The following is a 22,755-nucleotide window of genomic DNA, read 5'->3' as shown; positions in this document are numbered from 1 at the left end:
GGCCAAACAAATGAAAAGGCGTTGGAAAATAGCAATTGGCGGTGCCGCATTTCTCGGCATCGCTGCTATTGGAACCGTGCTCGGGCTTGACTGGCTCGACCGCGCCTATCCTCCGCCTTTGCCGGAACGGCTGACCATTTCTACTGAAGTCATGGATCGGGACGGCGCATTGCTGCGCGCCTATGCAACGCCGGACGGCTATTGGCGCTTGAATACGCGGATTGAGGATGTCGATCCGAAATTCGTGAAAATGCTAATCGCCTATGAGGACAAGCGTTTTTACGATCATGGCGGCATTGATTTCACGGCGCTGCTGAGGGCTGCCTATCAACTTGCAGGCAATGGCCGTATTGTGTCCGGCGGCTCAACGCTTTCAATGCAGCTTGCCCGATTGATCGAACCGCGTGAAAACCGCAGCTTCGGCTCCAAATTCCGGCAGCTTGCGCGTGCGGTCCAGATTGAGCGGCGGCTGAGCAAGTCTGAAATTCTCGAACGCTATCTGACGCTCGCACCCTATGGCGGCAATCTGGAAGGCGTGCGGTCAGCTTCGCTCGCCTATTTTGGCAAGGAGCCGCTACGCCTCACAACATCGGAAGCCGCATTGCTTGTGGCCCTTCCGCAATTGCCGGAGCGCCGCCGTCCGGACCGCGAGATGAAGAATGCAGTTGCAGCACGGGATCGTGTGTTGAAACGCATGGTTTCGTCTAAGGTGTTCACGAACGAGGAAGCCGAGCGTGCATCGCGTGAGCGCATATCCGCTACGCGTCATCCCTTGCCTGCGTTGGCCGCCCATTTTGCCGATCTCGCATTGAAGCAGGCACCGACCGAGGCGCGGCATCACCTGACGCTTAAAAAGTCGGTGCAGGCGGGACTGGAAACTGTGGCACGAGAGGCCGCTGCGAAACTCGGCCCTAAAGTTTCGGTAGCCATGGTGCTGGCCGACAGCCGTAACGGCAACATTCTGGGTGAAGTCGGATCGGCTGACTATTTCGATGGCAAGCGGCAGGGCTGGATCGACATGACCCGCGCCGTGCGCTCGCCCGGTTCCACGCTCAAGCCCTTCATTTATGGCCTGGCTTTCGAGCAAGGGCTGATTGCACAGGAAACCATCATTGAGGACCGCCCGCAGGATTTCGCAGGCTATCGTCCGCGCAATTTCGATATGAACTATCAGGGCGATGTCAGCATCCGTCAGGCGCTGCAAATGTCGCTCAATGTGCCGACCATTAGCCTGCTTGATGCGGTCGGCCCTGCGCGGTTGACGACACGCCTTCGTCAGGCGGCAGTCAATCTGCAACTGCCTAAGGGCGAAGCGCCGGGGCTGGCTATCGGCCTTGGCGGCGCGGGCATCAGCCTGCGTGATCTGGTGCAGCTTTATACCGGTCTTGCCAATGGCGGGCGAGGCGCCGCCCTTCGTGATGGCACGGAAAGTTCGGAGCCTGTGCAGCCTTCCGCCCCTATTCTCACCGAGCAGGCATCCTGGCAGATCGGCGATATTCTGGCCGGTGTCGTGCCGCCGCAAGGCGCGAAACGCCTCGGCCTCGCTTACAAGACCGGCACGTCCTATGGCTATCGCGATGCGTGGTCGGTTGGTTATGACGGCCGTTATGTGCTGGGTGTCTGGGTTGGACGTGCCGATGGCGGCTCAGTGCCGGGCCTTGCGGGCTATGTTTCGGCGGCACCTATCCTGTTTGAAGCCTTTGTGCGTTCCGGTATTGCATCCGTACCGCTGCCGCGTGCGCCCGCAGGGGCGTTTCGAACAGCGCGCGCCGATCTTCCGGTGACGCAGATACGCTTTTCGTCTGCGAGCGATTCTCTGCCGGTTCTCAAGGCCTCGATTGAGCCTGCACCGCGCATCGTGTTTCCACCCGATGGCGCGCATGTTGAATTGAAAGCCCTGACCGATAATGCATCGCCGCTGGTGCTGAAATTACAGGGCGGGCGCGCGCCATTTCGCTGGCTTGCCAATGGCAAGCCCATCGCCGAGATCGAACGGAGAAGGACGACAAATTGGCAACCGGACGGAACCGGATATTCGACGCTGACTGTCGTCGATGCAGCCGGACGGGCCGCAAGCGTCAACGTTTTTGTTGAATAGCGGCCTATTGGGCAGCTTCCGACAGAATGGCGTTTCCGGCTGCTTGTTTCTCCAGCGACATGACTTTCAGATTGCCCGAAAACAGGATGCCGGTTATCGGAAGCACCGGCTCCGCAGGCAGTTCCTCATGTTGCGCGCTGTCCTTGGGAACATGCAGCTTGTGTTCCACGCCCTCTTCGGCACCCGACAGGGTAAGCGCAACATTCCCCCGCGCTTCCAAAAGCTTAGCATCATATAGAAACTCGAAACTCAGCATCGAAACGAGGAATTTGTAAGTTCCATCGCGCACGCCGCCCTTCATCATCGCAGCGCGATGCACCTCTCCCCCCATTGTCACATCGAGCGGCGGGATACGCGGATCGCAGACATAGCCAAGCGCCAGAAGCTGACCGCCCTCAACCTCAAAGCGCATTTTGTCCAAGCCAAGATCGAGCGCCGAAATCGAGAAACGGCGATTGCTGTATTGGACAGGCACGCGCCCGAGCCGCTTACACAATTGCTGGCCGCTCAAAGCTCGCGCATTGGCGAAATGGTCGGGATCGATGGCGAATGGCAGCGCCTTGGGACGGTGCGGAACCGACAAGGCCGGTTCGAGAACATCGGCGATCAGGTTCGCGACGATGGTTGTCGAAACGGGCCGCGCATAATGGCCCTGATCGAGATAAAATGCCGGATTGCCCACGACATCGCGGCCATATTGCTGCATCAGCATTCGCGAGACATCGACCGAGATCGTTCCATACCATTGCGAAATATAGTTGATGCCCGCATCGATCGAAGGCACGGAATTCAGAAAGGAACCATTGCGCGCACCGAACACAAGTGTCGCAATCCGCAAATTCGGATTGCGTTCAAGCGCGTAGCGAATGATCCCTTCGTAAAGCCGCGCCCAATGACGGAATGGACGCCGTTCATCGCCGTAAACAAAGGCATCATTGATCGCATATTCGATCAGCAGCAACTCGCACTCTTCGAGCTGTTCAAACTGCTTGAGCTGATAAAGACCGAGCGCGCTCGTCGTGCCGCCGACCGCAAGATCGGCGACAATATCGAGTTCCACCCCGCGCCGCGCCATCGTCGACAGAAGTGTCGGCAGATAGCCCGGCAGCATGACGGTGTTGGAACCGCCAATGATTACAGTCTTGAATTTCATTGCGTCACCGTTGCAGCTTTACCGGCTGGCGTCAGCGCGCCGCAGCGCCACACACCATACGTGCTTGCATCCCAATCAAAATAATAGGCGGCTGCGATCTGGCCGCTATCCATCATCTGCCGAAAGCGATCACGCGCCTTCTCGACCAGTTGCTGGCGATTATTGTCATTGGCCGGACAGGCCTTCGAGGTGTTGGCAAAGCCCCATTCCGTGATCCAGCATGGCTTGCCTTTGGTACCACCGCAGAATGATAGCGCGTTGCTGATATGCTTTGCGCGCGCAGCCCGCGTGCCGCTGCTGCCGGGATAGATGTGGATGCCGTAGCCATCGGCAGCTTCATCCAATCCGTACTTCTTGAGAAGATCGGTAAAGGCGGCAGGTTCGACGGTATCTATTCCCCGCCGGTCCGCATCGATGAAGGGAATATCGGACAGGCCCGCAGATACGACCTTTGCCTCGGCACTGTGCTTGGTTTTCGCCAATTCCGCCCGTGCGATGCGCAAAAGTTCGATGTATTTTTCCGCACCTTTTTCGACCAGAGGAAGTTGCTCCATCTCGGCCAAAGAGCGTGCGGTCTTCATCTTCTCCTTGGGCAGAATGGCAAGATCGCCATTATAAGCGCCCCAGTTGATCTCATTGCCGGGTTCAACCGCAACCAGAGCCACCCCCAGCTTATCGATCTTTTGCAAGGCGTCCCCGACCACCTGCTGAAACCGCTGCGGCGATATGTCGGACAGACGATACATGTCCCAGATACGTCCGCGCCCGGACCGTGGCTTTGTCCCCTCCGGATAAAAATCCGCATTGTTGAGCGAGATTTCGAGGAGGATAGCCAAGCCCTTCTCATGCGCAAGGCGCACAGCATCAATACTCTGATCAAGAGGACGTGTGAGCGACAGCCGAACCGCCACCACGCCGTTCTTCACCATCTGATCGAAGATCTGCTCGCGCTCGGCGGGCTTGAGCCATGCCATATTGACCCGATTGACGCCAAAGCGCGTGTCGGCAAGAGCGCCACTGGGCGCGACGGCAAGCATGGCAGCGCCAAGCAAAACTGCCATTGCCCCTTTCCTGCCCCCGACGCTCTTGCGGAATTTCATCATCGGATACCGATATCTTTCAGCGCACCGTTAAAATTGGCCTCGCATTCCGAATAGCGGTTGATGGCCGCGGGTACGTCGATCTTGGAAAGGAAGTCGCGCAGGTAAGCTTTTTTCTGCGGCTCGCGGTTCCAGACGCTTGCCTCGATATGCGGAAATCCGACGAAGCCCAGCATTTCCCGCATGCGGTCATCGACGGCGATCATCAGGCCCGGAATACCCGACTGCATGCCGATGATGGTGCCATGGAAGCGGCGGCTCAGGCCGAAATCCTGACTGGAGATCCAGCTACGCCATTTATGCGTGTCGAAAAAGACGAGTAACTCGTTCTTGCGCTGCCATTTTTCCATATGTTTGTAATCAACGGGCGCGGTGATGCGGCTTGCCGCCTGATCATAGGCTTCCGCATGATCTTCGCCCGCCATATTCATATTGTAGACGATCACCTCGTCCTGAATAACGTAGCTTGCAACGCTGTCCTTTTCGAGCAGCGCGTGCGCATCGACGATCGTATCTGCAACACTGCCGAGATAACCGCCGAAGGAGATTTTCTGCGCATCGGCCAGCGTCGGATCGGCAAGACGGGTCAGTGAGCGCTTCATCTGGTCGGGTGCATAATAGAGTGACGGACACCCGGTCGGGCGGACATATTTCATGCCCGCATCTTTCAGGAACTCTTCGGTGAAATGCCCGCGCGTGAGGAAGAAGCTTTCCTTGCGGCGCAGGATTTCAAGAAACCGGCGTGTCCCTTCCGGCAATTCCGCTTTCAGGTTTTCCTTCTTCTGAATGCCGATGCCCATGATCACGATCGGCATGTCCAGCTTTTCAAAGACGAAGGATTCCGTCGTGGCCGCATAGCCGGGACGCAAAAGATTGGCGGAAGCGAACAGGCAGAGATCGAAACTCTCGTTGAGCTCCGCATAGGTATCCGGCGAATTGAGGCTGTTGGCCAGATGCCAGAACGGGACGTAGGTCACATCATGGCCGCGCACCGCGTTAGCCGCGCCCTCACCGATGAGATAATTGCCGGTATTGGCAATCTTCTTGACCTGATCGATCACATCCTTCTTGGTGCGGATGGGCTCGAAATAGGGGCGATGCTTCACTCTTGCCCCGGAAACGCTTTCGACGGTCCGCATCAAATATGACGGAATGCCGGTGATCATTATGCGCATGGTGATCCATCTTCGCTGGAATTAAGGAAACTGGTAAAGAGTGCCTGAGATCAGCCGATGCCGATTTCTGAAAGCACGCTCCGGAAATTGCGTTCTCGCGCCGAGTAAGTTTCAATGACTTCGGGAATGTTCATCGAAGCGATGTGGTCGCTGACGAAAGCCCGCCTGTCGTTGGCGGCGTTGAGATCGCGCGCATCGATCTTCGGCAATCCGGAAAAATTGAGCATCTCGCGCATGCGGTCATCGACAGCGACCATCAGGCTCGGCACGCCAGCCTGCATGGAGATGACATTGCCATGGAAACGGCGACCGAAGGAAAAATCCATGGTCGAGCACCAGGCCCGCCATTGATTGGTATCGAGGAAGGCGTGAACACTCACCTTCTTTTTCAGATCGCCCGACCCCTTGTAGGTCAGCGGCCCGACCAGCTCGCCCGTGGTGGAATCATAGGCGCGGCCATTGGCATCGGATTCGAGTTGCATGTCGAAATGCAAGAGCTCATCCTGAACCACATAGGCTGAACGTCCGTCATCGGAACCGAGCGCATTCATATCGCCGATGGTTTCGAGTTCCGCTCCCATATAGCCGGTGAACACGGTGCGGCCCTCGCCCACCTTCACCTCCGGCAGACGACTGATTGCCTTGCGCATATTGTCCGGGCGGAAATAAAGCGATGGACATCCGACCGGTCGGACATAGGAAAAGCCCTGATCGCGCAAATAGCCGGCGGCGTTTTCACCCCGCGTGAGAAAATAGTGTTCGCGGCTTTTCAGCACTTCCAAAAGCTTTTTGGTACCCGCCGGCAGGCCATCCTCACTTTCAATATCGGGACGGTTCTGGATACCAATGCCCAGCATCACGACGGGCATATCGAGCTTTGACAGAACGAGCGCTTCCGCATCCGCCGACAGGCCCTTGCGCAGAAGGTTTGCGCAGGTGAAGACGCAGATATCGAACTCCTTGTTGATCTCCTCCAGACCTGTTCCATTGTTGACGCAATTATAGAGGTGCCAGAATGGAATATGCTTGGCGGTCGGCAGAAGCGCTGTCATTGCGCCCTCGCCGATCAGATAATTGCCGGTATTGGAGATGTTCTTCAGTTCTTGGATAAAATTATCTCTGGATTCGGAATCCCGCTGCTTTTCCGAATAATAGACCTGCGCCTTATCCGCACGCTGGATGAGGCGCGTCAGATGGCTCGGAATGCCCGTGACGAGGATTCTTGGGTTGGCTGGGCGGCTCATAGGTCGACCTTTCTGGTATAATCAGGCAACTGCACGACCGGGGATAACGGCGTTCGTGCTGGCATCGTCTGCAACGTCCGGCTGGGAAGACCGGGATTTCGGATAGACGGGGCTTATTTCGTTCGCCCAATCGGTAAATTCGGAGAAAGCCGAGCTCCATGTGCGGTGAGCCGCGGAAGCGAGAGCGCCTTCGGCTGTCCGCATCAGGGCTTCGCGATCCTGCGCAAGGATGGTCAGAATGCGCGTCATGTCGGAGACAATCTGCGCATCGTTGCCATTGCGAATGAGAATGCCATCGCGTCCGTGATTGATAAGCTCATCGACAGCACCGACGGCTGTTGCCACCGGCACGCAGCCAAGCTGCTGCGCTTCGGCGATCATCAGCGGCGCGCCTTCCCAGCGCGACGGCATCAGGAGAACATCGGCCCAGGCCAGATGGTTGGCAATGTCCCTGCCGTCAAAGACCGGCGGCGAGACTTTAACGCCGGCATCCTTCAAACGTGTCATCCAGGATGCGCTCGGATCGTCGGAAAGAATTTCGCCGCCGATAGCCTGCGCCTCGAACGGAATGCCCTGCTCTTTCAGCTTGACGATTGCATCGTGCAACCGGTCGATACCCTTTTGGCGGTCGAGGCGTCCCATATAAAGGATACGCATCGGTTCGCCCTTGCGGCCCTGCTTGCGCGCCGCGGAGATCTGCGCCCGCTGTTTTGCATCGATTGAAAAACTGGCCCCGTTTGGCACCGAAAACACTTTTTCATACGGCACACCAAAGCTGTGCAGATAAATTTTCAATTGCTCCGAACAAGTGAGAAAAGCGTCATAGGCGTGTTCGAAAGCAATCGCCGCATAGGGCTGGCCTGCCTGACGGCGGAAGACCGTTTCATCCACTACATGCAGATAGCAGGCGGTGCGCGTGCCTTCCGAATGCAGCTTACCCATCAGGGGATGCGCCGCCATGACGTGGTTGTTCACCACAAGATCGAAACCGGAAAGCTGGCCGCGCAGGACACTCCAGTCCAGCGGATGGTCCTCGGTGATGAAGTCCTGACCGAGAAAGCGATTTGTGTCGCCCCAGGCGGGAATGCCATCCTTCCAGAAATGCAAGTAATCGAAGGACTGGTCGAACTCATCGAGCACGTCCATGCGTTCATTGCCAAGCACGAATAGATGGGTTTCAAACCCTTGGTTCTTCAACTCACGACCGGCTGCATAGGCAACCTTTTCAGCCCCGCCGAAAGAGGCGTTCGGCACCAGAACGGCGGCAGTCTTTTTCCTTGCGGGGTTATGCGCAAGCGGCAGAACGGGTCCGCCGCCAAGTTCATTGCGCAGCACCTGATACATTTCGGAAAGGGCCGGCAGGCGACGCGGACGCCATGTCCAGCGCGTGGCTGCACTCTGCTTGAGCGGGCTTGTCGCAATCGATGTCACCAGATTGAGCATCGACTGCTCAGGCCGCGACAAGGCCCGGCGCTGGCGAACGCGCGGAAACGGGAAGCGCACCTTCATTCGGGCCGATGTGGGCCACAATTGCTGTGTACCCAACGATGCGAACCAGTCCAGCGCATCGTTTTCGATGATTTCCTTGATGAGTCTGGTCGAAACGAAAATCAGATCGGCCTGCGGCTGCCGCGTACCCGACGCCATGATTTCGGTGTCGATACGCCGCTCGTTTTCCACATTGGTCAGTTCCACAAAGACGATATTGGCTTGTTCCGCCAGCTTCTCGAGCCGTGACAGGATATTCGGCAACAACCGCGAACGTGCCAGAAGTTTCATCGTCTCGGTATTGGACGAGGCGAGAAACGGTGGAAAATGGAAATTATCCGGCTCCGAAACACTGCCCCAGAATGCGCGGATCGCATCATCGAATTTGAGATCGGTGGTGCCAAGGCTAAGGTCGGTGAAAAGGCTGACCGTCCCCTCGCCTGCGCGGATGACGCCATAACGCGGGCATTCTTCATGCTCGAAACCCACAAGTGTCGGGCGTCGAAACAGCGCCTTGTGTCGCTTGCGCAGGAAACTGATCGAGCCGGAGCGGTCGCGATTGGCCTCCTTGAAGCGGCTTTCCGCACGCAGGCGATATTCAAAGCCGGTATCATGGCAAGGCGTCCCGACGAACCCCGCTTCAATCGCCGAAAGCCAGAACTCCCAGTCCTCGAAACCATTCTGCCGGTCGTCATCAAAACGGACGCCACTGCGGAAAACATCCGCGGAAATCATCGACCCCGTATCACAGATATTGTCGGTGATGCAGTGGATCAAACGTGAATAGCTATTGCCATAATGCGCACGCCAGTTGACGGAGAAAGTGTCGATATTGGTATAGACCCAGCCAGCATTCGACGCCAATAGCTGACGGTAGAGCGTGTCGATGGTGTGCGGCTGCACCCGGTTGTCGGCATCGACGAAATAGACCGCCTTCACATCCGGCATTTCTTCGAGAATATAGTCCACGGCACGATTGCGGGCACCGCCGGGACCGGCATTTTCGCCGAAGATGACGTGAATGTTGGAATAGGCTGCCGCATAGAGCGTCAGGCTGTCGAACACTTCACGGCGCGGATCTCCGTCCACCGACACCACGATCTGTGTTCGGAAAACCGTCTCTGATGCGAGAATGGTTTCCAGTGCTTCGAGCGCCAGCGCCGCATGGCCGTAAAGCGGCATGGCAACGACGATCAAATCCTTCGACCTATCGTACATTCGCAGCCTCTTTGACCAATTCCTGGCCGGGCTGGGCTTCGATGTGCTTGACCAGCCGGAAGTTGAAGACCTTGAGCCACGAAAAGTCGACGGAATCCGCAGCTGCCTTGCTCAGAACAACGAGGTCCATTGTCCGGTCGACCGGTCCTTCAAGCATGAAGTTGATATCGATCGGGCGATTGGGTGCGACTTCCGACCAACCGCTGAACAAAACCTGTTGGCGTCGGCGGTCGAGATTGGAAATCGCGTCGATTTCTTCCTTCACATCTGATGCCAGATTGACCAGCAAAAGGCCGACCGCGCAGGGCTGGCCTTCCGGATGGTCGATCACTGCCCGCGCAGAAACGCGGACCGTTCCCGGCGCGACCACCCGTCGGATGGCGGCTGCGGTAACGCCTTCCTCGAGCGGATGACAACCGATGGCATCTTCATGTTCCAGAAAACGCACGGTCGGAAAATCCGGAGTAATGGGCGTCACGGACACGTTGGCCACGTTGCGCAGCAGTTCAACCGGCAGACGGTAGTCGTCAACCTTTCGGCCATTGATCAGCGCTGTCGGCACGATGGCATTAGGCAACGATGCCGGGCGCACACCCGGCAAGCCGGTAAAAATCCGCAATGCGAGCGGGCGCATGTCGAGATCGGCATGCGGAATGCGTGCCCGCGCCGCATAGCGCTCATTGGCGACCACATTGCCCAGCGACAGCTCCGGCGGAACTCCGCCCGAGGCGGAAATGCGCAGGCGCAGGGTCCGATGGCCTCCGTCACATGCCTTCGGAAGCGAAAAGAAGTTCCATTCCGAATGCAGCGCACCGTAAGGCACCAGCCACTCGGCAATTCCCTCCCCATTTTCAAGATAGTCCAGCGTCACGATCAACTGGCCATTGCGATTGGCCGGGAGCTCACGAAAATGGAGGGCGAAACCGGAAACGGCATAGCTCGAAACCGGGAAAAGCTGTTCGATCTCCGATTCGCGCAGCAGGCGCGCAAAGCCCTCGTCCTTTGGATCGACCAGAGGGGCGTGGCTGAAAATCTCCGTTGAGGAATCCCAGTTGCGAGCGTGAAATGCGTCTTCAATCGCCCGATAATTCTCAAACATGGTCTCGCGCTCGCGGCGCAGCATCGCGAGTTCGGTGTGAACCTTGCTGACATGACCGACAAGGCGATCCAGGCTATTCTCGAGCAACTGCGTAACCAGCAGCGGAGCAGTTTCGGGAGACGCTTCATCGACCCGCACAACGGGTAATTCCGGGATGGTGCTCAGACGATAGATCTGTTGCAGAACCGTCTTCAGTTCGTTCTCGCCCTCTTGCGAAGCGGCGACCGCAATGAGTGGAAATGTATTCGCCAGACGAAGGCGTTTTCCGTCTCCTTCGACAAAGGTTGTCAGCTCGCCCAGAGACGTCGCTTCCAGCGCTTCACGATCACGCATCGAAGCAATGGCATATCGGCGGGATTTCCGCGCCGAGATCGCAGGAAGTGGTGTGCTCAACATAATCATCCATTGTGTGATGGCCGACTTGGGAGTCTCGGCCTGCACCTGCAATGAGAAAATACAGATTATGTATTGTCAACAGTCTTATAGCGTCAACTATATGATATTATTGCAAATATTTGGAATTTGTTTAATTCAAAATTTGAAATAATATGAATATATATTGCAGTAATAGCGTAAACACGCAGAAATACGTATTTTTATATTTATCTTGAAGGACTTGCACGCCCGATTGTCGCCACATATGGCCTACCGGCCATTTAATACTGCATCGATCAAGGTTTTTTGCTGCCGTAAACAATCCGACAACCTGAAGCGGGTTTCGACGGTTCGGCGTGCCGCTGCCCGCATCGGGAGACATGCATCGGGGTCGCGAAGCACGTTCATAATCACTTCCGCCAGCACGTCCGGCTCAAAAAACGGTACAAGCAATCCGTTTTGGCCCGAGCGGATCAACTCCCGCACCGGCGGCGTGTCCGACCCGATGATGAGCGCGCCGCAGGCCATCGCTTCCACCACCGACCAGGACAAGACAAACGGATAAGTCAGATAGATATGGGCAGTCGATATCTGATAAAGTTTCCGCAATTGGGAGTGCGGGATTGTTCCAGGGAACACGATACGGTCAGGCGGCAGATCAAAATTCCTGACGAGATGCTCGCGCCACGAACCGCCGCCAGGCGGCGGCGTTCCATAGCTGACACCATCGCCGCCGACGAAAACGAAAATCACGTCGTCGTTTTGGCGAATGACCTTGGCTGCGGCTTCCAGCGCTTGCGGAAACCCGCGATAGGGTTCGAGATCGCGCGCGACGAATGTGATCACGCGCGATTCTCCAGCCTTCAGCGTCCTTCCGTCGGGCAACTGGATCGCTGCATGACGATCCGGGTAGAAGAGCTTTGTATCCACCCCTTCATGAACCACGGCAATACGGTTCTGAACCGAACGCGGATAAAGGCTTTTCTGCCAGTGCGTGGGGCTGAAACCGCCGTCGATTGCCTCAAGAGTAATCAGTTGCGCCGTGTTGCGCAGCCGCAAACGCTTGCGAGTTTCAATGTCAGGCTGGTCGCCCGGTGCGAAACCGACATCAGCGCCATTGGCGCGGTAGAAAAACTCGCAATAGCCGAGAGCAGGGACTGAGGGCAGCACGTCCTTGACGAACATCATGCTGCCCCAGCCGATATGACCGACAACAATATCGGGAGCCTGACCGTGATGAGCCATGGATTCCAGGGTTTCGGCCACGCGGTACCCGATCCTCGTGTGATGATCGGGTACTTCCAGATATCTGGCCATCGCACCGCCGGCGCGAGGACCAGATTCCACTCTGTGGCGGATGACGCGGACCGCTGGGAGGCGACGGTCCACCGTCTCGCAGATCAGGCTTACATCATGTCCGCCCGTAGCCAGATTCTCGGCTAACGCAGCGAACTGACCGAAACCGCGCCTGTGCACAAATGCTATACGCATGTTACGAAACGTGTTCGGCTAACGGCCGAAAACCACCGCAACACATCAAATGCCAAACCGTGCGGCGTTACCCCACACGACTTCCAGTCTGTGCAATGTCTGATAGGCAATCTCCAGATTTCGGAGATCGTCATCATCGCGAGTGAGGATATGGTTGTAGGAACGGCTTGCATTCCGCAAGCTCGCGCACAACCGCTCGCCCTTGTCCGTCAGGCGAATCCGGGCCGATCGCTTGTCTCTCTGCGAGGTCACACGATCGACATACCCGCCATCGGTAAGCTGTTTAAGATAATAGGAAATGTTGGAACCGACATAATGCCCGCGATCCAATAGTTCACCCACAGTGAGCTCGACATCGCCGATTGCCATCAGAACCAGGGTCTGGGCCGGACCGATATCTTCCACGCCTAACTTCGTCAGCTCGGTTTTCAGCAAGCTCACAAAGCGGCGGTTCACTCGTTCTATCATCCGGGCCAGTTCGAAATGCGTGATAACGACTGTATGAACCGGATGTCTGCGTTCCTGTTTTTCGGCGGTAACTTCAGGAAAATCAACGGCAGTAAAGCCATCGACTGATGTTTCGACTTCCACTCCCTCGTGTAGAAGTTTTTGCATCTCTTGCTCTCCATTTTCAATTTTACTTCAAATTTTGAAGAAATTTGCAGTTATATTTTCCTTCCTCCTTTCGCATTTCCCCGCCGCAAGAACCTTTTTTCTGTCACATTCTCTGCAGTATTACTTTACTGATCTTGAGAACTAGCACACAGTTTTTAGGGATATCCGCCACCTGTGACCATTCCAAGGCAGATAGCGTATGAATGATACTCGCGAAATCAACTCGATTGGCAAGAGCCCTGCGCACAAAAAGGGCCCAGACGATTCGGTAACTACGCCGAAAGGCCTGATTTTCAAGGCCCGCCGCGTTTTCCTGTCGGGACTACTTTATGCAGTGCTGCTAAGCGCCTGTATCAATTTGCTACAACTCACTGTACCTCTCTATATGTTGCAGGTTCATGATAGGGTGCTGAACAGCCGAAGCATGGACACGCTCACCATGCTGACCGTGCTCGCTGTGGGCGCCATGCTGGTGTTCGGCGTGCTCGAGTTCATCCGGTCGCTTTCCTTCCAGGCGATGGGCAGCGCACTTGTGCGCCGTCTCAATCTGGCGGTACTCACGGCAGCGGTGCAGGCCTCGGTGAATCAGGGCATGCCGAAAGCGACTCAGACGCTTCGTGACCTCAATGAACTGCGCAGCTTTCTCACCTCGCCCGCTATCAATGCTCCGCTCGACGCGGCATGGTCGCCAATCTTCCTCGGCGTCCTGTTCTTGCTTCACCCCATGCTGGGAGTGATCGGCCTCGTCGCGGTCATTATCCTGATTGCGTGTGGCGTACTGACCGACCTCCTCACCCGAAATCTGATTCAGGAGGCGAATCAAGCCAATATCGAAGCGGTTTCAAAGATCGGCAGCAGCCTGCGCCATGCCGAAGTCATCGAAGCGATGGGTATGCTTCCGGCGCTTGCCCGTCGCTGGCGCACGATGCAGGTTCAAGCCTTGGAAGTGCTCGATCTAGGCGGGACCCGCGCCCGCGCCTTGTCCTCCATTGCCCGCACGGCGCGTTTTATAATCCAGATCGGGTCGCTCGGAATTGGCACGCTCCTCGCCATGCAGCAGGAAATAACCCCTGGCGCCATGATCGCGACCAGTATCATCATCGGCCGCTTGCTGATGCCATTCGATCGAATCGTCGAAAACTGGCGTCAGTGGGTTAGTGCAATCGCCAGTTGGAAGCGCGTCCAATCATTGCTTTCCGAAAATTTGGCGGTGCGCCAGACCATGCCCACCCCGCGCCCCAATGGCGACCTTGTGATCGACAAGCTCATCTATGCCGCGCCCGGCGTGGATGTCCCAATCATCAAGGGTATCTCTTTTTCGGTTTCACCGGGTGAAGTCCTTGGGATTGTCGGCCCGTCTGCCGCTGGCAAATCAACACTTGCCCGACTGCTGATCGGTATCGTCAAGCCGACCTCAGGGGGCGTTTTCCTTGACGGCAACAACGTTTACCTCTGGGAACGCGGCTCTTTCGGCGAGATTGCCGGCTATCTGCCGCAGTCTGTCTCGCTGCTGGACGGAACTATCAAGGACAATATCGCCCGCATGGGTGACAGCGATCCGCATCGCGTGCTGGAAGCCGCGCGCCTGGCCGATGTGCATGAAATGATCGGCCGCATGCCACTTGGCTACGATACCCCGGTTGGCGACGGTCGCCTGACATTGTCCGGCGGCCAGCGCCAGAGAATCGGCCTTGCCCGCTGCCTCTACAACCGCCCGCGCCTGATTGTTCTCGACGAACCAAACTCGAATCTCGATGCGGTAGGCGAGCGCGCCCTCATCCGGGCTGTCGAACACGCGCGTGACGACGGCACCATTGTCATCATGATCGCGCATCGGCCGTCTATCATGCAGGTGGCCGACAAACTGCTGGTGCTTGAAAACGGTCGCATCTCGCAGTTCGGCCCGCGCACCGACGTCGTCGCCTCACTGACACCCGCCAATAACGGCCCGCAAATGGGAGCAGCAAACGCATGATGGGTAAATCGGTCATTCCTCGCCGTGTTTCCAGCCTGCTCGCGCCACGCGCAGAATCGTCGGATCACAAGGCACTCACCCGTTTCGGCAGCGTCAAACCTGAATGGGCGCTCGATCTGGAGCGCGAGGATTCGAGATCGCCTTTGCGCGGCCTCATCATCGCCGGTTTGGCCACAATCGGGGTTGCCTTCGGCGGTTTTTTCGCATGGGCCTATTCCGCCAATCTCGGAAGTGCGGCAGTCGCCATGGGTACTGTGATCGTTGATTCCAAGCGCAAGACCATCAGCCATCTCGAAGGCGGCATTCTGGATCGCTTGCTGGTACAGGAAGGCGATGTCGTCAAGGTCGGCCAGCCATTGCTTCGTCTCGACGACACCAAGGCACGTTCCGATCTCCAATCGCTCGAAAGCCGACGCATCGGCCTGATCGCAAAACTGGCCCGCCTGCGCGCCGAACAGTCCGGTGCGCAAGAAATCAGCTTTCCCGACAACTTTGCCGATGGCGGTGAAAATGCGCAGAATGCCATTCGCGCCGAAAACATATTTTTCCAGAAACGACTGGCGCAGAAACTGAGCAAGATCGACATTCAGCAGAAAACCATTGAGCAATATACGGAGCAGGCCAAGGCCTCGACCGCCCAGATAGCGGCCACGGACCGGCAAATCGAGCTCATCAGCGATCAGCGCAAGGCGATTGCCAGCCTCGTTGAAAAGGGCTTTGCCCAGAAATCGAAGCTGACGGAAATCGATACGCGTCTCAGCCAGCTTGCCGGTGACAGGGGTGAATATGCCGGTGACAAGGCAAAAGCCGAACAGGCGAAAGCAGGCGCAGAATTTGCGTTGAGCGGGATTGAAAGCGATCTCCAGTCCGAGATAGCCGGGGAGATCACATCGAGCCAAGTCGAACTTTCGGATGTGCAGGAACGCATTGTCGCGGCCAAGGATGTGATGCGGCGCGTGGAAGTTCGCTCACCGCAAGACGGTATCGTAGCCAACATCCGGCTGCGCACGCCGGGCGGCGTTATCGCACCGGGCGAAGCGATCATGGATATCGTTCCAGAAAACGAACCTCTCGTCGTTGAAATGAAAATCAGCCCGCGTGACATAGATAGCATTTCGGTCGGCGCAGGCGCGCAGATCCGGTTGACCGCTTATAACCAGCGCTCGATGGCGCCGCTCGATGGCAAACTGACCTATATCGCCGCAGATCAGTCACTTGATGAAAAGACCGATACCGCGTTTTTCGTGGCACGCGCCGAAATCACTCCAGCCTCGCTTGCCACCAATCCGACCGCCCGCCTTTATCCTGGTATGCCCGCCGAGGTAATCATCGTGCACAAGGAACGCCGTGCGATTGACTATCTGGTTTCTCCTATCACGGACAGCTTGAATCGGGCATTCCGCGAAGATTAATGATCCGAGAATTCCAAAGTAAAACTCGATCGCAGGTTGAAATTCCAAAATGAACAGGCGCCGCGCATAAAATGGCATGCGCGGCGTCATCTTCTTGGAATATTTTGGATTTCTCTTTCCGTTGATCCAATGTTTCAAATTTAGAACTAATTTTGTCGCAAATATAATACAAATACAAATTATAATAATAGCAAACAGAATTTATATTTATGTTTACAGAACTGCAATATAAATTAATGGTAATAATTTGTTACTTACACATGCCGCAATTATACCAAATGGCGATGTTGCAATTCCACATAATGCAGAGCAGACTACTAAGAGCATAATGGTCGGAGCATTCCGGCTTGTGGAAACCCCATACAGGAACACAAGGAGAAGCAGATGGCCACTTTAGAAGGCGGCGCCTACGACGACGTGTTGTTCGGCTCCCGCTTTGACGATTTCATCCGTGCCCATGGCGGTGATGATCTCGTATTCGGAGGTGATGGTAACGACACCATCTTCGGCGGTAACGGGAGTGACATCCTTTTCGGCGGCACGGGTAACGATACCCTGTTCGGCGAAAACGGAAACGACATTCTCTTCGGCAATGAAGGAAATGACGTCCTGAGCGGCGGCAATGGCAGCGACGTGCTGTATGGCGGCAATGGAGATGACATTCTCCAAGGCGGCAACGGCTCCGACCTGCTCTATGGCGGCGCGCATAATGACATTCTCTACGGTGGGAACGGCAGCGACATCCTTGATGGCGGTGCTGGAAACGACGTTCTCATCGGCGGAAATGGCAGCGATACATTCCTGTTCAATGGTGGCGGCGGAAACGACGTCATTCTCGACTTCAACCCCGGCGAAGACATTCTGCAAATTCAGAAGGGTATCAATGGTCTTGATATCTCTTCAGCAGACGATCTGGCCGATCGCGTCACGCAGGTTGGCGGCAATGTCGTTGTCGATCTCGGCAATGGCGACACCGTTACCCTCGTGAACACCAATGCAGACGATGTACAGGCTCATCCCGACCAGTACTTCACTGTTCACTGATTGATCAATTGAGAGCGTGCCCGGCAATCCTCCCGCCGGGCACGTTTCGTCTTCACCGGGCACCCGTCTTCCCGTTGGGTGCCCGGCCCCTCCTGCAAGCTGAACTTTTCTGCAAGAATGAAAGGGCCAAACATTGAACCTCGACCATTCGGCGGACATTGAAAGCAAAACCGAGAACCTCTCCATTTGCCGTCTTTGCGCCGACGTGGCTGTGGTCATTTGGGATATTCCAGGCACGGCCCGCACGACCACCAAATGCACATTTGAAATGCCGGTTCAGCCGGTTCCGCTGCTGAGCGTCGGTATTCCGCTCGAAAATGGCGGCTTGCGCATGTTCTGGGCCATGCGCACTGGCGATGAACCCGCAGAGCTTTCGCTCTCGGCTGGTTCTCTCGGCCCAACGGCGCAGGCAATCCTCTATCCGGCGAAGGAACTTGCCCCTTTCGATATCGAATATGTTGTGAACGATCTGACGCTTCCCGGACATATCAAGCTTCTCACCACCATTCTGACCACGTGGCGCAGCACTTTCCGGCTTTCGCGAAACCAGACTTTCGCATCCCTCGTGCGTGACCTGACTTTCGCATTGACGCCGGAACCGCGCGAGGCCCAGCATTGCGGCGAACCGGTTCAGGGACATCATCTCCTGGAAACAGCGGTCGACCCGATGCTGGGCGAGATTTCGGCTATCTATGGCATCACCTCCGGCAGCGTGACGGTTATTCCGCCGCGCTTTGTGGTTGGCAAGCAGACGCGCAATGCGTGGCAACCTTGCCATCTTCTGCTGGAAGCACCGCAAGACCTACCCTCCTCGCTGCTGTTGGTACTCACGGGTCAGAAAGGTGTTGCCGTTCGCAAGCTTGTGAAAACTGGCGAACCGACAGATTTTGCCAAATGGTGGACCAAATGGCAGGGCAACGGCGCATTGCGCGAATTTCTGGTTCGCCAGCTTGGCAAACTGAGCCTTGCCGGTGCGGCAGTCGCCATTGATTTGCAAACACGCACCCCGCTGCCCGTCCGCCAGATCACACAGTCCGCCACCCATCCCGCAGCGGAAATCGACCTCGCTCTGGCGCTCGACGGCGGCTTGATCGTGGGCGGATGGATGCATGATCCCGCCGCCATGCTGGCGGATATCGAATATCTCCCGGAAAACGGAAGCGCAGTGTCGCTGAAGCCGAACTTTCACAAATTTCCCGGCAAGATAGCCAAGCGCGAAGATGCGCCCCAACAGGATGTAACAGGCTTTGTTGCCTGGCTTCCTTCGGTGCAAAATCTCGGACCGCTTTTGCAGCCACGGTTCCAGTTGCGCCTCGCATCGGGCGCGACCGCCCCTCTCGTGCCCGCACCGCAGCCCTTCGAGTCATCGGCGCAGCGCAATCGCATTTTGCGATCCGTACCGCCGCAACAGGCAAGGCCACACGTCTTCTCGCATATTCTGGGACCAGCTCTCACAGAAGTAGAGAAGAAGCTCGCCGCAACAGTGCATATATCCGAGGTCAAGGAATACGGAACGACGCCAGCCTCGCCGCTCGCATCGATCGTTATCCCGCTTTATCGCAACCTCGATTTCCTGCGTTTCCAGTTTTCATCCATGGCAACCGACCCATGGCTGCTGGACAATGCAGAGTTTATCTTCGTGCTGGATTCCCCTGAAATTCAGGACGACACCGAGCACATGCTGGGTGGGCTGCACATTCTGCACGATATGCCGTTCAAGCTCGCAATCATGAACCGCAATGGCGGCTATGCGCGTGCCTGCAATGCAGGGGCCAGCATAGCAACCGGAACGACCATCGTGATGTTGAACTCCGACGTCGTGCCCGCGGAACATGGCTGGCTGCAGCAACTGATCCAGCCATTGTTCGACCAGCCGAAGCTTGGGGCAATCGGCCCTCGCCTTCTGTTCGAGGATGGCTCGCTTCAACATGCCGGGCTTTATTTTGCGCGTGACCGCCAAGGCATCTGGCTGAACCATCACTACTACAAGGGGATGCCGGGCAACTATCCGCCAGCACTCCGGTCCCGCGAAGTTCCGGGCGTCACCGGCGCCTGCCTCATTACCCGCAAGGATATCTTCGATCTCGTCGGCGGTTACACGGAGGACTATGTCATTGGCGATTACGAGGACAGCGATCTTTGCCTGAAGATCAGGCAACTCGGCTTCCAGATTTTCTACGAGCCTTCCGTAGCGCTTTATCACTTCGAGCGCCGCTCGATCCGTCGTAGCGCGGATTACATGCGCGGCCTCGCCAGCCAATATAATTCCTGGCTGCACACGCAGCGCTGGGACGACGACATTACCGAGTTGATGGCCCAGCCACGGGAACAGGAGCGCACCGTCGACCTGTCGAATGTGATCATGACCAAATCTGAAAGGAGCGCCGCTTGACAGATGTGGTAGCGCTGAAACAGCCAGAACCTGAAGCCAAACCAGCAATACCCGATGCGCAGATCGACTGGCTGATGCAGTCTGTTTTGAAGAACCGTTTTCTGCCCTCGCCCGACCCGAACAGCGTATTCGTCGGCGATGGCGATTATCGCGCCGTCGGCGCGGAGTTTCTCGGACACTTCATTCGAAAAGGCGGCCTTCGGCCCGACGCGCGCGTGCTTGACATCGGTTCCGGCATCGGTCGCATGGCCGTGCCACTGACGCAATATCTCGACCCGGCTAAAGCCCGCTATTCCGGCATCGATCCCGTGGCGGGCGGCGTAAACTGGTGCCGCCAGAACATCACGTCGCGCTATCCGAATTTCGAGTTTCGTCACATCGATATCGCCCATGATCTCTATAATCCAAAGGGTGCAGTGAACGGACGCAGCCTTGTCCTGCCATTCGCGGACAACAGTTTCGATTTCGTCATCATGACATCGGTGGTCACGCATCTGCCGTCAGACGAGGTCAAAACCTATCTTGATCAAATCTCCCGTGTGCTTATCCCCGGCGGAAAATTGTTCATGACGGCTTTCGTCGTGGACGATGTGGCCGCGCGCGACCGTCACGGCAAGCGTGACAAGCGGCTTGCATTTGAGCGCCATGGCAGCGGACCATGCTGGTTCGTGCCCGAACTGCCGCCGCTTGCGGCAGTCGGGTTTGAAAACGGTTTTCTGGATCGTGCACTTGCCGGGGCCAAGCTGACGCTCGAAACAAAATCCTTCGGTCATTGGCGCGGCATCGAGGCGGACCACTATCAGGATATTTTCATCGCATCGCGAGGTGCTGCCTGATGGCCCAGCGCGTTCTCATAGCAGCCCACAACCATCCGTCGCTCCATCCCGGCGGAACGGAAATTTTCGCGCATGATCTGTTTCGGGCCTATCAGCGCGCTGGTTGCGAAGCCATGTTCATGGGCGCCACCAACAAGGTACATCGTGAGGCCCGCCCGGGTACAAGCTTCCAGAGCATAGGCAGCGGCGGCGATGAAATCCTGCTCTGGTCGGGTCACTTCGACCGTTTCTACATGAGCCAGATCGACCTTTACGGGATCGTTCCGGACATTGTGGAACTGCTGAACGATTTCCGGCCGGATATCGTTCATCTGCACCACCTGCTTTTGCTCGGCGCCGAATTTCCGCATATCGTGCGCCGCACGCTGCCGGATTGCCGTATCGTGCTGACCTTGCACGATTATTATCCCATCTGCCACCATGATGGATTGATGGTTCGCACGACCGGCAAGGAACTTTGCCATGGCGCAAGTCCCGACCGCTGCCATGCCTGTTTCAAGGATATTGCGCTGGACAAATTCGTGCTGCGCGAACGGCATATCAAATCGCTTTTGAGTGCTGTCGATGCCTTCGTTTCGCCGAGCGAATTTCTCAAGCAGCGTTACGTCGAATGGGGGCTCGCGGAAGAACTTATCAGTGTCATTCCCAATGGCCAGCCGGAACGTCCCGCGGTCGCAACCTGGCAGGTGGAGCGCAGCAAACCTGTTTTCGGCTATTTCGGCAATCTCAATCCGTGGAAGGGCACGACGGTCCTGCTTGAAGCAGCGCAGCAACTCATTTCGGAGGGCTTCGATTTCGAATTGCGTGTGCACGGCGCAGCACCATTTCAAAGCGAAAGCTTCGTCAGCGAAATTGATGGGCTCTTTACCGAAACCTCGCCATTCGTCCAGCGTCGGGGTGCTTATCGTCGGGAAGATATTGGCCAACTGCTCCAACATGTCGATTGCGCAATCATGCCGTCGATCTGGTGGGAAAATGCGCCGCTCGTCATTCAGGAAGCACAAGGACAGAACCGTCCCGTCATATGCAGCAATATCGGTGGAATGGCCGAAATGATTGAACATGAGGTCAACGGCCTCACCGTTCCGCCGAATGATCCGCTGGCACTCGCCCAGGCGATGCGCCGAATGGCGGAAAACCCGGATTTGCGCCAGTCGCTCAGTGACAATGCGCGTCATTCGGACACCATCGACACCACGGCGGCACGCTATCTCGATCTGATCGGGACATTGCGTATCGCGCGTGTCGAGGCAGCATGAGAGGTAAATCATGAACATCGCGACCAAAGTTCCATCCGAGGGGGAAGCAAAGCAGGCAGCGACATCCAATGCCGCCGCCGGACCTCAAAGGACCGAAGCCATGAAAGGACGCGTTGACGCCATTGAAGAAGGCCGTCTCTACGGCTGGGCTTTCGATCCATCGGTTCCGACCGAACGCCTTCTGATCCGCGTTCTTCTGGACGACAAGCCTATCGCAGAAGCTCCCGCCGACAAGGATCGACCCGATCTCAAGCGCAACGGTATCGGCGACGGCAAACACGCTTTTGAAGTGATGTTGCCGCAATTCGCCGCCGCGCGGGCGGGCGAACTTGTCGTCGTCGCCGCCAATGCGGCTGGCACCGAGCAAAAACTGCGCGTGCCGAAGCCTGACGAACAGGCTGCCGAAGCGCTCATCGCCGCTCCCATGACACGCATTCTGGACAAGCTCGACATGCTGATGGCAGCCCAACGCCAATTGCAGGTCAATCAGCGCTCGTTGCAGCGCGTCGCGCCAACCCTTGATGCATCCGGCAATGCCGCCCCGGCGGAGCTGCTGGATATTGCCAGTTCCGTCGACGGCCTGCGTACCGATCTTCATCAGCGCATGACCGAGCTAGATGTGCACATCATGCGCATGGACGGTGTTGTCGCCGGATTGGAACAGCGGATGGAAGATGTGCGCAAGCGCAGCAGCGGCGATATCAAGCTCCTGTTCATGCTGATGTTCGTGATGGCAGGTTTCGTCGCCGGCGCCCTGCTGACGCTTGCGGTCATGCCCTGA

At 56.8% G+C, this 22,755-nt stretch carries 16 protein-coding genes; 8 read left to right on the top strand and 8 right to left on the bottom strand.

All coding sequences use genetic code 11. The features are described 5' to 3' along the window. Positions 1-10: 10 nt before the first annotated feature. Entirely contained in the window at positions 11-2,098 is a 2,088-nt protein-coding gene (gene pbpC / locus F9K78_RS14135) for a penicillin-binding protein 1C (RefSeq protein WP_121985128.1), read from the top strand. A gap of 4 nt (positions 2,099-2,102) precedes the next feature. Here the strand turns inward: pbpC and F9K78_RS14130 are convergent, their stop codons facing one another. The 8 genes from F9K78_RS14130 to F9K78_RS14095 all read right to left on the bottom strand — a co-directional run bounded on the left by F9K78_RS14130 (position 2,103) and on the right by F9K78_RS14095 (position 13,056). After that, positions 2,103-3,251: an SGNH/GDSL hydrolase family protein gene (locus F9K78_RS14130; RefSeq protein WP_151682247.1), complete on the bottom strand. Its 1,149-nt coding sequence runs from the start codon at positions 3,249-3,251 to the stop codon at positions 2,103-2,105. Beyond that, positions 3,248-4,354: a glycoside hydrolase gene (locus F9K78_RS14125; protein ID WP_121985130.1), complete on the bottom strand. Its 1,107-nt coding sequence runs from the start codon at positions 4,352-4,354 to the stop codon at positions 3,248-3,250. The genes F9K78_RS14130 and F9K78_RS14125 overlap by 4 nt, the downstream gene beginning before the upstream one ends. Further along, complete coding sequence (locus tag F9K78_RS14120) at positions 4,351-5,526, bottom strand: polysaccharide pyruvyl transferase family protein (protein WP_121985131.1); 1,176 nt, start codon at positions 5,524-5,526, stop codon at positions 4,351-4,353. The genes F9K78_RS14125 and F9K78_RS14120 overlap by 4 nt, the downstream gene beginning before the upstream one ends. Positions 5,527-5,576: 50 nt before the next feature. Beyond that, positions 5,577-6,770, bottom strand: coding sequence for a polysaccharide pyruvyl transferase family protein (locus tag F9K78_RS14115; protein WP_121985132.1), 1,194 nt, complete (start codon positions 6,768-6,770; stop codon positions 5,577-5,579). A 21-nt stretch (positions 6,771-6,791) separates the two neighbouring features. Continuing rightward, on the bottom strand, positions 6,792-9,476 hold the full coding sequence (locus tag F9K78_RS14110; RefSeq protein ID WP_121985133.1) for a glycosyltransferase: 2,685 nt from the start codon (positions 9,474-9,476) through the stop codon (positions 6,792-6,794). Continuing rightward, positions 9,466-10,971, bottom strand: a complete 1,506-nt coding sequence (locus F9K78_RS14105) for a DUF6212 domain-containing protein (RefSeq protein ID WP_121985134.1) — start codon at positions 10,969-10,971, stop codon at positions 9,466-9,468. Before F9K78_RS14105 ends, F9K78_RS14110 begins: the two co-directional genes overlap by 11 nt. A gap of 249 nt (positions 10,972-11,220) precedes the next feature. Then, positions 11,221-12,441, bottom strand: a complete 1,221-nt coding sequence (locus F9K78_RS14100) for a glycosyltransferase family 4 protein (protein WP_121985135.1) — start codon at positions 12,439-12,441, stop codon at positions 11,221-11,223. Positions 12,442-12,486: 45 nt separating this feature from the next. Beyond that, a complete protein-coding gene (locus F9K78_RS14095) occupies positions 12,487-13,056 on the bottom strand; it encodes a MarR family winged helix-turn-helix transcriptional regulator (protein ID WP_112588939.1) in 570 nt (189 codons plus the stop codon). Positions 13,057-13,255: 199 nt separating this feature from the next. Here F9K78_RS14095 and F9K78_RS14090 point away from each other — a divergent pair, with 199 nt between their 5' ends. From F9K78_RS14090 to F9K78_RS14060, 7 genes are all read left to right on the top strand, one after another. Then, the gene (locus F9K78_RS14090) at positions 13,256-15,031 is read left to right on the top strand and encodes a type I secretion system permease/ATPase (RefSeq protein WP_121985136.1); all 1,776 of its coding nucleotides are present in this window, start codon (positions 13,256-13,258) and stop codon (positions 15,029-15,031) included. Next, the gene (locus F9K78_RS14085; RefSeq protein ID WP_121985137.1) at positions 15,028-16,443 is read left to right on the top strand and encodes an HlyD family type I secretion periplasmic adaptor subunit; all 1,416 of its coding nucleotides are present in this window, start codon (positions 15,028-15,030) and stop codon (positions 16,441-16,443) included. The genes F9K78_RS14090 and F9K78_RS14085 overlap by 4 nt, the downstream gene beginning before the upstream one ends. Before the next feature lie 384 nt (positions 16,444-16,827). After that, positions 16,828-17,487, top strand: coding sequence for a calcium-binding protein (locus F9K78_RS14080; protein ID WP_121983744.1), 660 nt, complete (start codon positions 16,828-16,830; stop codon positions 17,485-17,487). Positions 17,488-17,620: 133 nt separating this feature from the next. Then, positions 17,621-19,879, top strand: a complete 2,259-nt coding sequence (locus F9K78_RS14075; RefSeq protein WP_121985138.1) for a glycosyltransferase family 2 protein — start codon at positions 17,621-17,623, stop codon at positions 19,877-19,879. After that, positions 19,876-20,715, top strand: a complete 840-nt coding sequence (locus F9K78_RS14070) for a class I SAM-dependent methyltransferase (RefSeq protein WP_151682246.1) — start codon at positions 19,876-19,878, stop codon at positions 20,713-20,715. Before F9K78_RS14075 ends, F9K78_RS14070 begins: the two co-directional genes overlap by 4 nt. Next, positions 20,715-21,974, top strand: a complete 1,260-nt coding sequence (locus tag F9K78_RS14065; protein ID WP_121985140.1) for a glycosyltransferase family 4 protein — start codon at positions 20,715-20,717, stop codon at positions 21,972-21,974. The genes F9K78_RS14070 and F9K78_RS14065 overlap by 1 nt, the downstream gene beginning before the upstream one ends. Before the next feature lie 10 nt (positions 21,975-21,984). Continuing rightward, positions 21,985-22,755, top strand: a complete 771-nt coding sequence (locus F9K78_RS14060; RefSeq protein ID WP_121983740.1) for a hypothetical protein — start codon at positions 21,985-21,987, stop codon at positions 22,753-22,755.

The sequence above is a fragment of the Brucella pseudintermedia genome (genome assembly GCF_008932435.1).
In the GTDB taxonomy this organism is placed as follows: Bacteria; Pseudomonadota; Alphaproteobacteria; order Rhizobiales; family Rhizobiaceae; genus Brucella; species Brucella pseudintermedia.
This window is presented reverse-complemented; position numbering and strand designations above follow the sequence as displayed.